At 58.3% G+C, this 13,667-nt stretch carries 13 protein-coding genes; 9 read left to right on the top strand and 4 right to left on the bottom strand.

Annotated features, from left to right (window positions below):
• Positions 1–57: 57 nt before the first annotated feature.
• A complete protein-coding gene (locus AU074_RS04955; protein WP_076013765.1) occupies positions 58–1,752 on the bottom strand; it encodes a lactate permease LctP family transporter in 1,695 nt (564 codons plus the stop codon).
• 261 nt (positions 1,753–2,013) lie between these two features.
• Here AU074_RS04955 and AU074_RS04950 point away from each other — a divergent pair, with 261 nt between their 5' ends.
• Complete coding sequence (locus tag AU074_RS04950; RefSeq protein ID WP_063033222.1) at positions 2,014–2,781, top strand: FCD domain-containing protein; 768 nt, start codon at positions 2,014–2,016, stop codon at positions 2,779–2,781.
• 55 nt (positions 2,782–2,836) lie between these two features.
• Here the strand turns inward: AU074_RS04950 and smpB are convergent, their stop codons facing one another.
• On the bottom strand, positions 2,837–3,319 hold the full coding sequence (gene smpB, locus AU074_RS04945; protein ID WP_076013764.1) for an SsrA-binding protein SmpB: 483 nt from the start codon (positions 3,317–3,319) through the stop codon (positions 2,837–2,839).
• 167 nt (positions 3,320–3,486) lie between these two features.
• Here smpB and AU074_RS04940 point away from each other — a divergent pair, with 167 nt between their 5' ends.
• Positions 3,487–3,921 (top strand): type II toxin-antitoxin system RatA family toxin, encoded by a 435-nt coding sequence (locus tag AU074_RS04940; protein WP_076013763.1) that lies wholly within the window; start codon positions 3,487–3,489, stop codon positions 3,919–3,921.
• Positions 3,914–4,228, top strand: a complete 315-nt coding sequence (locus AU074_RS04935) for an RnfH family protein (protein ID WP_083676634.1) — start codon at positions 3,914–3,916, stop codon at positions 4,226–4,228. The genes AU074_RS04940 and AU074_RS04935 overlap by 8 nt, the downstream gene beginning before the upstream one ends.
• A 62-nt stretch (positions 4,229–4,290) precedes the next feature.
• Here AU074_RS04935 and AU074_RS04930 read toward each other — a convergent pair whose 3' ends face one another.
• Entirely contained in the window at positions 4,291–4,818 is a 528-nt protein-coding gene (locus tag AU074_RS04930) for an outer membrane protein assembly factor BamE (protein ID WP_076013762.1), read from the bottom strand.
• A gap of 98 nt (positions 4,819–4,916) precedes the next feature.
• On the opposite strand from AU074_RS04930, the gene fur reads away from it, so the two are divergent.
• Positions 4,917–5,321: a ferric iron uptake transcriptional regulator gene (fur, locus tag AU074_RS04925; protein ID WP_003212228.1), complete on the top strand. Its 405-nt coding sequence runs from the start codon at positions 4,917–4,919 to the stop codon at positions 5,319–5,321.
• Positions 5,322–5,417: 96 nt separating this feature from the next.
• Here the strand turns inward: fur and recN are convergent, their stop codons facing one another.
• A complete protein-coding gene (gene recN / locus AU074_RS04920) occupies positions 5,418–7,091 on the bottom strand; it encodes a DNA repair protein RecN (RefSeq protein WP_076013761.1) in 1,674 nt (557 codons plus the stop codon).
• A 253-nt stretch (positions 7,092–7,344) separates the two neighbouring features.
• Between recN and grpE the strand changes: the two genes are divergently transcribed.
• The 5 genes from grpE to carA all read left to right on the top strand — a co-directional run bounded on the left by grpE (position 7,345) and on the right by carA (position 13,578).
• A complete protein-coding gene (grpE, locus tag AU074_RS04915) occupies positions 7,345–7,905 on the top strand; it encodes a nucleotide exchange factor GrpE (protein ID WP_003212224.1) in 561 nt (186 codons plus the stop codon).
• A gap of 102 nt (positions 7,906–8,007) precedes the next feature.
• Positions 8,008–9,924, top strand: coding sequence for a molecular chaperone DnaK (gene dnaK / locus AU074_RS04910; protein WP_063033219.1), 1,917 nt, complete (start codon positions 8,008–8,010; stop codon positions 9,922–9,924).
• 316 nt (positions 9,925–10,240) lie between these two features.
• Positions 10,241–11,365 (top strand): molecular chaperone DnaJ, encoded by a 1,125-nt coding sequence (gene dnaJ, locus AU074_RS04905; RefSeq protein WP_063033218.1) that lies wholly within the window; start codon positions 10,241–10,243, stop codon positions 11,363–11,365.
• Positions 11,366–11,375: 10 nt separating this feature from the next.
• Positions 11,376–12,182 carry a 4-hydroxy-tetrahydrodipicolinate reductase gene (gene dapB / locus AU074_RS04900; protein WP_076013760.1) on the top strand — a complete coding sequence of 269 codons (807 nt, stop codon included), beginning with the start codon at positions 11,376–11,378 and terminating at the stop codon, positions 12,180–12,182.
• Between the two features lie 259 nt (positions 12,183–12,441).
• Entirely contained in the window at positions 12,442–13,578 is a 1,137-nt protein-coding gene (gene carA, locus AU074_RS04895; RefSeq protein ID WP_076013759.1) for a glutamine-hydrolyzing carbamoyl-phosphate synthase small subunit, read from the top strand.
• Positions 13,579–13,667 lie beyond the last annotated feature (89 nt).

Genomic DNA, 13,667 nt, shown 5'->3' with positions numbered 1-13,667 from the left:
ATAGCTGACGCCGGAATCGCTGTCCGGCGTCGGTTCTTACCCTATTACGTGCAGGTCTTAGTGCACCAGCATACCGGTGAACCAGTAGGCCTGGGCCAAAGTGATCAGCCCGACAATCGTTGCGAAGAACAGGCTGTGCTTGAGGGTAAAGCGGAACAGGTCGGATTCCTTGCCTACCAGGCCAGTCGCGGCGCATGCCACGGCGATCGACTGCGGCGAGATCATCTTGCCGGTCACGCCGCCGCTTGTGTTCGCTGCCACCAGCAAGGTGTCGCTGACGCCGATCTGGTGCGCGGTGGTGGCTTGCAGCGAGCTGAACAGCGCGTTGGACGAGGTGTCGGAGCCGGTCAGAAACACACCGAGCCAGCCGAGGAATGGCGAGAAGAACGGGAATGCCGCGCCGGTAGCCGCCAGTACCAGAGCCATGGTCGATGACATGCCTGAGTAGTTGGTGACGAAGGCAAAGGCCAGCACCATGCCGATGGACAGGATCGGCCAGCGCAGCTCATAAAAGGTTTCTTTCAAGGTGGTCAGACCAGTTTTGAAATCGATCTTCAGCACCAGTATCGAGACCAGGGCGGAGAAGAAAATCGCCGTGCCGGTCGCGGAAATCGGATCAAGCTTGAATACCGCAGGGATGGCCGTTGGCGTAGCAACGATGGGTGCAACCTTGATCACCAGTTGATCGAGGTGCGGAATCGCAAAGTTGAACACCGAGCTGTACATCGCGCCGCCAGCGGCGAACATCGCCTTGAACGGCTTCAGGGTCCAGATGGTAACCAGTACGGTCAGGATCAGGAACGGCGACCAGGCTTTGAAAATTTCCCCCAGGCTGTAAGGCGAAGCCACAGTATTGCGGGGCAGGCCAAAACCACCGGCGCTGGCGGTGATGGCGGTGCCGGACGTTGCGCCAGCGATTTGCGCGCCGGCACTGCGCTTGGGCTGCCAGACTTTCAGGAACAGGGTCAGGGAAATCAGGCTGGCCAGGGCCGAGGTGATGTCCGGCAGTTCAGGCCCGATGTAGTTCGAGGTGAAGAACTGGGTAACGGCGAAGCTCAGGCCCGCAACTAGCGCGGCAGGCCAGGTTTCCTTGACGCCGCGCAGGCCGTCCATCATGAACACCAGCCAGAACGGCACGAACAACGACAACAGCGGCAATTGGCGGCCGGCCATGGCGCCGATCTTGAAAGCGTCGATGCCCGTCACCTGGCCCGCCACGATGATCGGAATCCCCAGTGCGCCGAAGGCAACGGGTGCAGTGTTGGCAATCAGGCACAGGCCGGCGGCGTACAGCGGGTTGAAGCCCAAGCCTACCAGCAATGCGGCGGTAATCGCCACCGGTGCACCAAAGCCGGCCGCACCTTCCAGGAAGGCGCCGAAGCAGAAGCCGATCAGCAGCACTTGCAGGCGCTGGTCGTCGGTAATCGACAGCACGGAGCTGCGGATGATTTCGAACTGGCCGCTCTTGACCGTCAGTTTGTAGAGGAATACAGCGGCGACGATGATCCAGGCGATTGGCCACAGGCCGTAGGCAAAGCCGTAACCGGCGGCGGCGAGCGCCATATCGACCGGCATCTGGAAGGCAAAGATCGCCACCAGGATCGACAGTGCCAAGGTGATGCTACCCGCAACGTGGCCTTTGAGGCGGAACACCGCCAGGGCCAGGAAGAAAAATACGATGGGAATGACGGCGGCCAGTGCGGACAGGCCGAGGCTGCCGAGCGGGCTGTAGAGCTGTTGCCAGGTTTGCATATGGGGTGGCCCCTAATTGTTGTTGGTCAGGCACTGCTTTAGCGATTTGGATAATTGGTATTACCAATTTACAATCGCTGTTGGCTAGGTTAAAAGCCTTCAGGGGGATGTGTCAATTTGCCGCTTGTGAATCTTTGGTCGTAGGTCGGCCTAAACGGGTACTGATCGGATGAAACGAGAGCGTTCTGATAGGTGCCGGATGCGCGGCGATAGGCCAGAATAGGGGCCCCGGCGAGTGGTCGGGATGGTGGAGAGTGAGTTATGGGGTTTGATCAGGTGCGTCAGCGCCGTTTGTCTGACGATATCGTCGAGCAGCTTGAGGGCATGATCCTTGAGGGCACGCTGAAGTCGGGCGAGCGCTTGCCGGCCGAGCGCGCACTGGCCGAGCAGTTCGGGGTGTCGCGACCGTCGTTGCGCGAGGCGATCCAGAAGCTGGCGGCCAAAGGTTTGCTGATCAGTCGTCAGGGTGGTGGCAATTATGTGGTGGAGTCGCTGGGTTCAACCTTCAGTGATCCGCTGCTGCATCTGCTGGAAAATAATCCCGAGGCTCAGCGCGACCTTTTGGAGTTCCGTCAGACCCTGGAAGCTTCCTGCGCGTACTACGCAGCGTTGCGCGCCACTGAGGTGGACCGAGAGCGGCTGACGGCGGCTTTCGAAGAACTGCAGGATTGCTATACGCGGTCAGACGAAGTGAGCCGGGCGGAAGAGGGCGCGGCGGATGCGAGGTTTCACCTGGCCATCGCCGAGGCCAGTCATAACGCGGTATTGCTGCATACCATTCGCGGCCTGTTCGATCTGCTCAAGCGTAACGTGGTGACCAACATTGGTGGCATGTATCAGCAGCGTACCGAAACACGGGACATGCTGATCAATCAGCACCGTGATCTGTACCTGGCGATTATCGAAGGGCGTGCCGAGCAGGCGCGGGAGGTTTCAACACGTCACCTGCTGTATGTGCAGGAAGTGCTGGAAGAAGTGCGTCAGGAGGTTCAGCGCATGGCGCGGGCAGAGCGGCGCAAGGGGATATAGCGATTGTTGTGGCCGAGGGAGCGGGCGCCCTCGGCCACACCAAGTCACAGGAAAATCAGTCTTCCTTGCCCTTGTTACGCACGGCACGTTGCAATTCCCGGTTGGAATCGCGTTCGCGCTCGGTGTCACGCTTGTCGTATTCCTTCTTGCCCTTGCCCAATGCGATCTCGCACTTGACCAGGTGCTTGCTCCAGTACCACGACAGGCAGATGCAGGCGTAGCCTTTTTGCTGCACCGCAGCTTGGAGTTTTTCCAGCTCGCGAGCATTGAGCAGCAGCTTGCGCGTGCGCACCGGATCGGCAATCACGTGGGTGCTGGCTGTCATCAGCGGCGTGATATGACTGCCGAGCAGCCATGCCTCACCGTCTTTGAGCAGCACATAACTGTCGACCAGTTGCAGCTTGCTGGCACGCAGACTTTTTACTTCCCAGCCGGCCAGGACCAGACCAGCCTCGAACCGATGTTCGATGAAGTAATCGTGTCGCGCCTTTTTATTTTGCGCGATGGTCCCTGTTGGGTGTTTCTTTTGTTTAGCCATAGGGGCGGCATTATAGGGAGTTGCGAGCGCGTCGGCTACGGTCAACCTGCGTGCTTGAGCGTGTTGAATGAATCCCGGACAATGTAGGCTGTTTTTTGATTTTTTCTTTCGCGAATCCTGTTGTCCTTTCGCGATGTTTGCCGCTCAGCTGTGGAAATAACGCTCACATGACGACGCATATTCAACGTTCGGCCCTGCTGCCTTATCCGGCACAGGCGCTCTATGACCTGGTCAACGACGTGGCGCGTTACCCGGAGTTCCTGCCTTGGTGTTCAACTGCTGAGGTATTGGAGAGCAGTGATGAGCATATGCTCGCCAGCGTGGGTGTCGCTAAGGGCGGCTTGAGCCAGCACTTTGTCACGCGCAACACGCTGGTGCCCGGGCAGTCCATCGAGATGAATCTCGAGGAAGGCCCGTTCACTCAGCTGCATGGCGTGTGGGTGTTCAAGGCTTTGAATGAAAAGGCCTGCAAGATCAGCCTGGACCTGTCGTTCGATTATGCCGGCCCTATCGTGCGTGCCACCTTGGGCCCGTTGTTCAATCAAGCGGCCAATACGCTAGTGGACGCGTTCTGCCAACGCGCCAAGCAAATGCATGGCTGAGCCATTGGTTGAAGTCGAGGTGGTGTACGCCGCGGTGGATCGCCAGGTGTTGATGAGCCTGGCAGTAGCGTCGGGTTCAAGCCTCAGGGCGGCGGTGCAGGGTTCTGGAATGGCCGCGCAATTCCCGGAGCTGAATCTGGAGAGTTGCCCTTTGGGGGTTTTCGGCAAGGTGGTTGCGGACGCGGATGTTCGCTGTGTGCGGGATGGAGACCGAATCGAGATCTATCGGCCATTGCTGGCAGATCCGATGGAGATACGTCGCTTGCGTGCGGCGAAGGCTGCCAAGGCAAAACAGCAGAATTCATAGCTTGCGAAACGGCAGGCAACAAAAAGCCCGGCATGCCGGGCTTTTGATCGAACGTTACAAACTTACTGCGGGCTGGCGTCCAGAGGTTCTGGAGTTGGCACCGGAACGGTTTGCACGCCGTCGACGCCTTTCTGGATCTCGTCCAGCAAGGAGCCAGGCTTGGCCGGTACTTCGGACTTGGGCTTTTCCTCATTCTGCGCGGGCGCAGGAGTGGTGGTGCCGGTGTCCTTGCCCAGCAAGGCTTCATCGCGGCTTACGCCCGGTTTGAAGTCCCCCGACAGGCTGGTGAGCTGATCATTGCCATTGAAGATGACGCTGACCCGCTCCTGCTGGCGTTCACCGCCACCAGGTTGGATGCTATAGAGATAATCCCAGCGATCGGCATGGAATGTGTCGGTCAGCAGGGGATTGCCCATGATAAACCGTACTTGCCGTCGGGTCATTCCCGGGCGTAACTGGTCTATCATGTCCTGCGTGACGACATTGCCCTGCTGGATGTCGATTTTGTAAACCCCGGGGAATGAACAACCGGCGAGTGCGAGCAGTCCCACAAAGGTGAAACTGGTTAGCAAGAGCTTGGTGTTTTGCATCGGTGGGCGACTTCCACTATCTTGGCTGGGACAACGTAAACGCCGATCATACCCGTATTAAGAGAAGCTGCGAAGCAGCATCCGCGAGAAAGCTAACCATGGTTGAAAATAGCGAACTACGCAAAGCCGGTCTTAAAGTGACTCTGCCACGAGTCAAGATTCTACAAATGCTCGATTCTGCTGAGCAGCGCCACATGAGTGCCGAGGATGTATACAAGGCACTGATGGAGTCTAACGAGGACGTCGGCCTGGCCACGGTTTACCGTGTACTGACCCAGTTTGAAGCAGCAGGACTGGTGGTTCGTCATAATTTCGACGGCGGTCATGCAGTGTTTGAATTGGCCGACGGCGGTCATCACGACCACATGGTTGACCTGGATACCAATGAGGTTATCGAGTTCACCAGTCCGGAAATCGAGAAGCTCCAGCACATGATCGCTGAGCAGCATGGATTCGATTTGGTGGACCACAATCTGGTTCTCTACATACGTAAGAAAAAGTAAGAAAGCTACGCAGATTCACTCTGCGAAACGATCGAAGGCGACCCTAGGGTCGCCTTCGTGCTTTCTATAGAAAGAAAAGGATCAGTGAGCTGAGCCTTAGACCTTCGCGGTGACCACCATTTTCTTCGCGTGAGCCAAGGATTCTTTGGTCAGGTCAATGCCTCCGAGCATCCGCGCGACTTCTTCTACCCGTTCGGTCTTGTTCAGCTTGGACACGGCGGTATGAGTGGCATCGCTGCCCCGTACCTTGTGCACGAATAGGTGCTGGTGCCCTTGAGCAGCCACTTGTGGCAAGTGAGTGACGGTCAGTACCTGGCCGCGATCGCCCAGTCGGCGCAATAGTTGACCAACAATCTCGGCAGTCGGGCCGCCGATCCCGACGTCCACTTCATCGAATACCAGCGTTGGCACGCGTGAGGTCTGGGCCGTGATCACCTGGATCGCGAGGCTGATCCGCGACAGTTCGCCGCCGGATGCCACTTTGGCCAGCGCCTTGAGTGGTTGGCCTGGGTTCGCACTGACCAGCAGCTCTACCTGCTCAAGCCCGTTAGGCAGCAGCTCGTTGCTGGTGTTGGTGTGCAGCTCGATGGTGAAACGCCCGCCGGGCATGCCCAATCGCTGGATTTCCTGTTCTACCGCACTGGCCAGGCCAGTGGCAGCCTGATGACGCAGGTCGCTCAGCTCTCGGGCTTTTTCCTGATAGTGGCGAGCAAAGGACGCCAACTCTTCGCCCAGTCGCTCAATGGATTCATCATTGGCATTCAGGGTTTCGATTTCATCCAGCAGCTTTTGCTGCATGGTCGCGACTTCGGTCGGCTGGATCCGGTGTTTGCGCGCCAGGGTGTAGATGGTGTCCAGGCGCTCTTCTATATCCTGCAGGCGAGCCGGGTCGGCATCGAAGTGATCGAGAAAGCGGTTCAGCTCGCCGACGGCTTCTTCTACCTGAATTTGCGCGCTGGTCAGCAACGTGGTGGCTTCATTCAGTGAGCCGGAGGCATTGTTCACGCTGGACAGGCGATTGAGGCTCGCCGTCAGGGCGTTGAGCACATTGCCGGAATCACTTTCGCTGCACTGTTCCACCACTTGCCGGCAAATGCCCAGCAGGGTTTCGGCGTTGGTCAGGTTTTTGTGTTCCTGCTCCAGTTGCTCCAGTTCCGTCTCGCCGAGCCCCAGGCTTTCCAGCTCTTCCAGTTGATAGCTGAGCAGTTGGTGGCGGGCGCGCTGCTCATCGCCGGAGTTGGAGAGGCGCTCCAGTTCCTGGCGGGTTTGGCGCCAGCGCTGAGCGGCCAATTGCACCTGGCGTGCAAGGTCGGTGGCACCGGCATACTCGTCGAGAAGTCGGCGATGGGTGTCGGTTTTCAGCAGGGATTGGTGTTCATGCTGGCTATGGATATCGATCAGCAGCTCGCCCAGGGCTTTCAAGTCGCCAAGCGGGCAGGGTGTGCCATTTATATAGCCGCGGGAGCGCCCTTCGGCAGTGATCACCCGGCGCAGGATGCACGGTCCTTCATTATTAAGGTCGCGCTCGGCAAGCCAGACCTCGGCTTCCGGGATGTCGGCCAGGTCAAAGGTGGCGAGGATGTCGGCCTTATCGGCGCCCGGGCGAACCACGCCGCTGTCGGCGCGATCACCCAGGGTCAGGCCCAGGGCGTCGAGCATGATCGACTTACCGGCGCCGGTTTCGCCTGTGATTACGCTCATCCCGCGATCCAGTTCAAGATCCAGATGTTCAACGATGGCGTAGTTATGTACGGACAGGTGCACCAGCATGACGGCCGCTCCCAGGCTTTAGGTCTGGTTATTTATACAGTGTTTTGTTTGGGGGTGACAATCCTGATGCTTAGTCCGATTTGCTTGAATGGCTGGCTTTTTAAGTGCGACGGGGAATGACCGGGAAGAATTGATCCAGGGCAAGTGAAAGACTTTTGGTAACGCCTCAACCCTTGAACCTGAAAATTGTGGCCCCATATACCGGAACAGAAGCGCGAGTCGAGTTCGCGCATGATTTTGAAAGGAGAAATCTATGGCTGACGAACAGACGCAGGATACGCAAAATCCAGACGCCAACCAGGCAGCAGGTGAAGACCTGGCAGCTCGTGTGCAAGTGCTCGAAGAGCAATTGGCCGGCGCACAGGATCAATCGTTGCGTGTTGCCGCTGATCTGCAGAACGTCCGCCGCCGCGCCGAGCAGGATGTAGAAAAGGCTCACAAATTCGCCCTGGAAAAATTTGCCGGTGATCTGTTGCCGATCATCGACAGCCTGGAGCGTGGCCTTGAGCTGTCCAACCCGGACGACGAAAACATCCGCCCAATGCGCGAAGGGATCGAACTGACCCTGAAAATGTTCCAGGACACCCTGAAGCGTTATCAGCTGGAAGCCATCGATCCGCAAGGCGGTGAGCCGTTCAATGCCGAGCATCATCAAGCGATGGCGATGCAGGAAAACGCTGATCTTGAGCCGAACAGCGTATTGAAGGTGTTCCAGAAGGGTTACCAGCTCAACGGTCGCTTGCTGCGCCCGGCGATGGTTGTAGTGAGCAAGGCTCCTGCACCTGTTGCACCTTCGATTGATGAGCAGGCTTGAAATAAGTCGTAACGGCCCCATCTATAAGTCAAGCGTTTAAGTCATGCCGCAGTTAGCCACCACTGCTGCGGCAAAAAAATCCAAGTTTCGGGAGAGTAAATCATGGGCAAAATTATCGGTATCGACCTGGGGACTACCAACTCCTGCGTCTCCGTGCTGGAAAACGGCGTATCCAAAGTTATTGAAAACGCCGAAGGCGCACGTACTACCCCGTCCATCGTGGCTTATGCCAACGACGGCGAAATCCTGGTAGGCCAGTCCGCCAAGCGTCAAGCTGTGACCAATCCGCATAACACCCTGTATGCGGTGAAGCGTCTGATCGGTCGTAAGTTCGACGAAGAAGTCGTACAGAAAGACATCAAGATGGTCCCGTACAAAATCGCCAAGGCTGACAACGGTGACGCCTGGGTTGAAGTGAACGGCCAGAAAATGTCGCCGCCACAAATTTCGGCTGAAATCTTGAAAAAGATGAAGAAAACCGCCGAAGACTACCTCGGTGAAGCAGTGACTGAAGCGGTGATCACCGTTCCGGCCTACTTCAACGACAGCCAGCGCCAGGCGACCAAAGACGCCGGCCGTATTGCTGGCCTGGACGTAAAACGTATCATCAACGAACCAACCGCGGCCGCTCTGGCTTACGGTATGGACAAGGCCAAGGGCGATCACACCGTGATCGTTTACGACCTGGGTGGCGGTACCTTCGACGTTTCCGTGATCGAAATCGCTGAAGTCGATGGCGAGCACCAGTTCGAAGTGTTGGCCACCAACGGTGACACGTTCCTGGGCGGTGAAGACTTTGACATTCGTCTGATCGACTACCTCGTCGACGAATTCAAGAAAGAAAGCGGCATGAACCTCAAGGGTGACCCGCTGGCGATGCAGCGCCTGAAAGAAGCCGCTGAGAAAGCCAAGATCGAACTGTCTTCGAGCAATTCGACCGACGTGAACCTGCCGTACATCACTGCAGACGCCACCGGTCCTAAGCACTTGAACGTGAAAATCTCCCGCGCCAAGCTGGAGTCGCTGGTAGAAGACCTGGTTCAACGCACCATCGAGCCTTGCCGCATTGCGTTGAAAGACTCGGGTATCGACGTTGGCGCGATCAACGACGTGATCCTGGTCGGCGGTCAGACCCGTATGCCACTGGTTCAGAAGCTGGTTACCGAATTCTTCGGTAAAGAAGCGCGTAAAGACGTGAACCCGGACGAAGCGGTTGCCATGGGTGCTGCCATCCAGGGCGCGGTATTGGCCGGTGACGTGAAAGACGTTCTGCTGCTGGACGTCAGCCCGCTGACCCTGGGTATCGAAACCATGGGTGGCGTGATGACCGCGCTGATCGAGAAAAACACCACGATTCCTACCAAGAAATCGCAAGTGTTCTCGACTGCCGATGACAACCAGGGCGCCGTGACCATTCACGTGCTGCAAGGTGAGCGTAAGCAAGCCGGTCAGAACAAGTCCCTGGGCAAGTTCGACCTGGCCGAGATTCCACCAGCACCACGTGGCGTGCCACAAATTGAAGTGACCTTCGACATCGACGCCAACGGCATCCTGCACGTAGGCGCCAAAGACAAGGCCACCGGCAAGACTCAGTCGATCGTGATCAAGGCTAACTCGGGTCTGTCCGAGGAAGAAATTCAGCAGATGATCCGTGATGCTGAAGCCAACGCTGACGAAGACCGCAAGTTTGAAGAGCTGGCCGCTGCCCGTAACCAGGGTGATGCACTGGTTCACTCGACGCGCAAAATGATCGCTGACGCTGGCGACAAAGTGACTGCCGAAGAGAAAACTGCAATCGAAGCAGCCGTAGTAGCCCTGGAAGCCGCAGTTAAAGGCGACGACAAGGCCGCTATCGAAGCCAAGGTTGAAGAACTGTCGAAAGTCTCTGCGCCAGTGGCTCAGAAAATGTACGCCGAACAAGGCCAGCCGGCTGACGGTGCTGCACACCAGGCAGAACCTGAAGCCAAGCACGACGATGTTGTCGATGCCGAGTTCGAAGAAGTCAAAGACCAGAAGTAACTTGGTCGCCCGGTTGACCGCTTACAAGCGGTGACTGGTAGGATGTCGCCGCGCGGGAGCTTGCTCCCGCGTTGGCGTGTCTGGGGTACGCGAATTTTTACAGCATGCGACAACGCTCGGATGCTGGCGGTGTGATCGGGAATGCTCCTGCTTTCCGGACGACAGTCACCGCGTTTTTGGCCGGTTGCCGGCTGAAAGCAGTAACGACCAGGATCGTTGAATTGACGTGAGTTGGGTCCGGGCCTGTATTGGGGCTCAACGAGTTTGGCAAGGCTCAGGAGGGTTTTGCCGGACGTCCTTAAGAGTGCAAAGACTTATGGCAAAGCGTGACTATTACGAAGTGTTGGGTGTGGAGCGCGGCTCCAGCGAGGCGGACCTGAAAAAGGCTTACCGTCGCCTGGCGATGAAGCACCACCCGGACCGTAATCCGGATAACAAAGAATCCGAAGAACTGTTCAAAGAGGCCAACGAGGCCTACGAATGCCTGTGTGATCCAAACAAGCGTGCCGCGTACGATCAGTACGGCCATGCCGGTGTTGACCCAAGCATGGGCGGCGGCGGTGCCGGTTTCGGTGGCCAGAACTTCTCCGATATTTTCGGCGACGTGTTCAGCGACTTCTTTGGCGGCGGCCGCGGTGGCCAGCGTGGCGGTGCCCAGCGTGGCAGCGACCTGCGCTACACCCTGGAGCTGAACCTGGAAGAGGCAGTGCGTGGCACCAGCGTTAATATCCGCGTTCCGACGCTGGTGAACTGCAAGCCGTGCGACGGTTCGGGTGCCAAGAAAGGCTCCTCGCCGATCACTTGCCCGACTTGCGGCGGCATCGGCCAAGTACGCATGCAGCAAGGCTTCTTCTCGGTGCAGCAAACCTGCCCGCGCTGCCATGGCCAGGGCAAGATCATTTCCGACCCGTGCGATTCGTGCCACGGCGAAGGGCGTGTCGAAGAGTACAAGACCCTCTCGGTGAAAGTGCCGGCGGGTGTTGATACCGGCGACCGCATTCGTCTGTCGGGTGAAGGCGAGGCGGGTACTCAGGGCGGCCCGACGGGCGACCTGTACGTGGTGATCAATGTGCGCGAGCACTCGATCTTCCAGCGTGACGGCAAGCATCTGTTCTGTGAAGTGCCGATCAGCTTTGTCGATGCAGCCTTGGGTGGCGAGCTTGAGATTCCGACGCTGGACGGTCGGGTCAAGCTGAAGATCCCTGAGGGCACGCAGACCGGCAAGCAGTTCCGTATCCGTGGCAAAGGCGTTGCGCCGGTGCGCGGTGGCGGTGCTGGCGACTTGATGTGTCGTGTGGCGGTAGAGACGCCGGTGAACCTGGGTCGTCGTCAGCGTGAGCTGTTGGAGGAATTCCGCAGCTCCCTGGCCGGCGATGACACTCATTCGCCAAAGACCACTGGTTGGTTCGAAGGCGTGAAGCGCTTCTTCGGCGACCTGTAAGGAAGTGAGTATGCGACGTATCGCGGTGATGGGCGCTGCCGGGCGCATGGGCAAAACCCTGGTCGAGGCCGTACAGGCGCGCTCGCCGGCCTCCGGGCTGACGGCGGCGATTGTGCGTCCCGGCAGTACCTTGATTGGTGCCGACGCTGGTGAGCTGGCATCCCTGGGGCGGATTGGCGTTTCGTTGTCCGGTAATCTGGAACATGTCGCTGACGAGTTCGACGTGCTGATTGATTTCACCCTGCCGGAAGTGATGCTGAAAAACCTGGCGTTCTGCCGCAAGGCGGGCAAAGCCATGGTGATCGGCACGACCGGTCTGAGCGCCGAGCAAAAGCAGCTGCTGGTGGAGGCGGGCAAGGATATTCCTATCGTGTTCGCGGCCAACTTCAGCGTCGGCGTCAATCTGTCGCTGAAGCTGCTCGACATGGCGGCGCGCGTGATGGGGGATGAGGCAGACATCGAGATCATCGAGACTCATCACCGGCACAAGATCGATGCGCCATCCGGGACGGCGCTGCGCATGGGCGAGGCGATTGCCGATGCCCTTGGGCGTGACCTGTCGAAAGTGGCGGTGTATGGCCGCGAGGGTCACACCGGTGCTCGTGCTCACGACACCATTGGTTTTGCCACTGTGCGCGGTGGTGACGTGGTGGGTGACCACACGGTGCTGTTTGCAACCGAGGGTGAGCGTCTTGAGATCACCCATAAGGCGTCGAGCCGCATGACGTTCGCCAAGGGTGCCGTACGTGCGGCGCTGTGGCTGGAGGGTCGTACGCCGGCCTTGTACGACATGCGTGACGTGCTGGACCTGCATTAAGAAGTAGCTAAAACGGGGCCTCAGGATTATTCTAAGGCCCCGTTTTTACCCGCTAAGCGACGTCCTGTCGCATTCCCCTGCCTTTAAGGCTCATTAGCGGTGGACCAAAAAAGCCTTTTTCTGTAAGCTACAGCTTTAGTGTGTCCACTAAAAGCGCGCAGAATAATTCGGTGAAGAAGCGGGGTGACGTGTCCATACGTCACTCCGCTTTTTTACAACCTGCGATCGCCCTTTCAGGCTTTATTTACGGGAGGTCTTCTTGACTAAGCCAGCCATACTCGCCCTTGCTGATGGCAGCATTTTTCGCGGCGAAGCCATTGGAGCCGACGGTCAGACCGTTGGAGAGGTGGTGTTCAACACCGCCATGACAGGCTATCAGGAAATCCTTACCGATCCTTCCTACGCCCAACAGATCGTTACCCTGACCTATCCGCACATCGGCAACACCGGTACTACACCGGAAGATGCCGAGTCTGATCGTGTCTGGTCGGCTGGCCTGGTCATTCGTGACCTGCCACTGGTTGCGAGCAACTGGCGTAACACGATGTCCCTGTCCGATTACCTGAAAGCCAACAACGTTGTGGCGATCGCCGGTATCGATACGCGTCGCCTGACACGCATCCTGCGTGAAAAAGGTTCGCAGAACGGCTGCATCATGGCCGGTGACAACATCTCCGAAGAAGCAGCGATTGCAGCGGCCCAAGGTTTTCCTGGCCTGAAAGGCATGGACCTGGCGAAAGTCGTCAGCACCAAGGAAAAGTACGAGTGGCGCTCCACTGTATGGGACTTGAAGACCGACAGCCACGCAACCATCGAAGCTTCCGAGCTGCCGTACCACGTTGTTGCCTACGACTACGGTATCAAGCACAACATCCTGCGCATGCTGGTCGAGCGCGGTTGCCGCGTGACCGTGGTGCCGGCGCAAGCCCCGGCCAGCGACGTACTGGCTTTGCAGCCGGACGGCGTGTTCCTGTCCAACGGCCCGGGTGACCCGGAGCCTTGCGACTACGCCATCAAGGCCATCAAGGAAGTGCTGGAAACCGAGATTCCGGTATTCGGCATCTGCCTCGGCCACCAGCTGCTGGCCCTGGCCTCCGGCGCCAAGACCCTGAAAATGGGCCACGGCCACCACGGTGCCAACCACCCGGTGCAGGATCTGGACACTGGCGTTGTGATGATCACCAGCCAGAACCACGGTTTTGCCGTGGACGAAGCGACGCTGCCGGGCAACGTCCGGGCGATTCACAAGTCGCTGTTCGACGGTTCCCTGCAAGGCATCGAGCGCACCGACAAGAGCGCGTTCAGCTTCCAGGGCCACCCTGAAGCAAGCCCGGGCCCGAACGACGTAGCACCGCTGTTCGACCGTTTCATCAATGAGATGGCCAAGCGACGCTAAGTGAGCGGCCTGAGGGTGGCCCGGGAAACCGGCGGCCCCCTCGGGCTCTTCAAAGATTGTTCAAGACGGCTTGCCGACTGACCTGCGGA

It is taken from the genome of Pseudomonas sp. ATCC PTA-122608, from assembly GCF_001952855.1.
In the GTDB taxonomy this organism is placed as follows: domain Bacteria; phylum Pseudomonadota; class Gammaproteobacteria; order Pseudomonadales; family Pseudomonadaceae; genus Aquipseudomonas.
Note: the sequence above shows the minus strand (reverse complement) of the source record. Positions and strands in the feature narration are given on the sequence as shown.

Bases quoted from the DNA above. Each gene is read 5' to 3' on its own strand.
- grpE (WP_003212224.1), top strand. From the start codon at position 7,345: ATGGCTGACGAACAGACGCAGGATACGCAAAATCCAGACGCCAACCAG.
- dnaK (WP_063033219.1), top strand. From the start codon at position 8,008: ATGGGCAAAATTATCGGTATCGACCTGGGGACTACCAACTCCTGCGTC.
- AU074_RS04935 (WP_083676634.1), top strand. From the start codon at position 3,914: ATGGCTGAGCCATTGGTTGAAGTCGAGGTGGTGTACGCCGCGGTGGAT.
- dapB (WP_076013760.1), top strand. From the start codon at position 11,376: ATGCGACGTATCGCGGTGATGGGCGCTGCCGGGCGCATGGGCAAAACC.
- AU074_RS04950 (WP_063033222.1), top strand. From the start codon at position 2,014: ATGGGGTTTGATCAGGTGCGTCAGCGCCGTTTGTCTGACGATATCGTC.
- AU074_RS04930 (WP_076013762.1), bottom strand. From the start codon at position 4,818: ATGCAAAACACCAAGCTCTTGCTAACCAGTTTCACCTTTGTGGGACTG.
- AU074_RS04955 (WP_076013765.1), bottom strand. From the start codon at position 1,752: ATGCAAACCTGGCAACAGCTCTACAGCCCGCTCGGCAGCCTCGGCCTG.
- fur (WP_003212228.1), top strand. From the start codon at position 4,917: ATGGTTGAAAATAGCGAACTACGCAAAGCCGGTCTTAAAGTGACTCTG.
- dnaJ (WP_063033218.1), top strand. From the start codon at position 10,241: ATGGCAAAGCGTGACTATTACGAAGTGTTGGGTGTGGAGCGCGGCTCC.
- recN (WP_076013761.1), bottom strand. From the start codon at position 7,091: ATGCTGGTGCACCTGTCCGTACATAACTACGCCATCGTTGAACATCTG.
- AU074_RS04940 (WP_076013763.1), top strand. From the start codon at position 3,487: ATGACGACGCATATTCAACGTTCGGCCCTGCTGCCTTATCCGGCACAG.
- smpB (WP_076013764.1), bottom strand. From the start codon at position 3,319: ATGGCTAAACAAAAGAAACACCCAACAGGGACCATCGCGCAAAATAAA.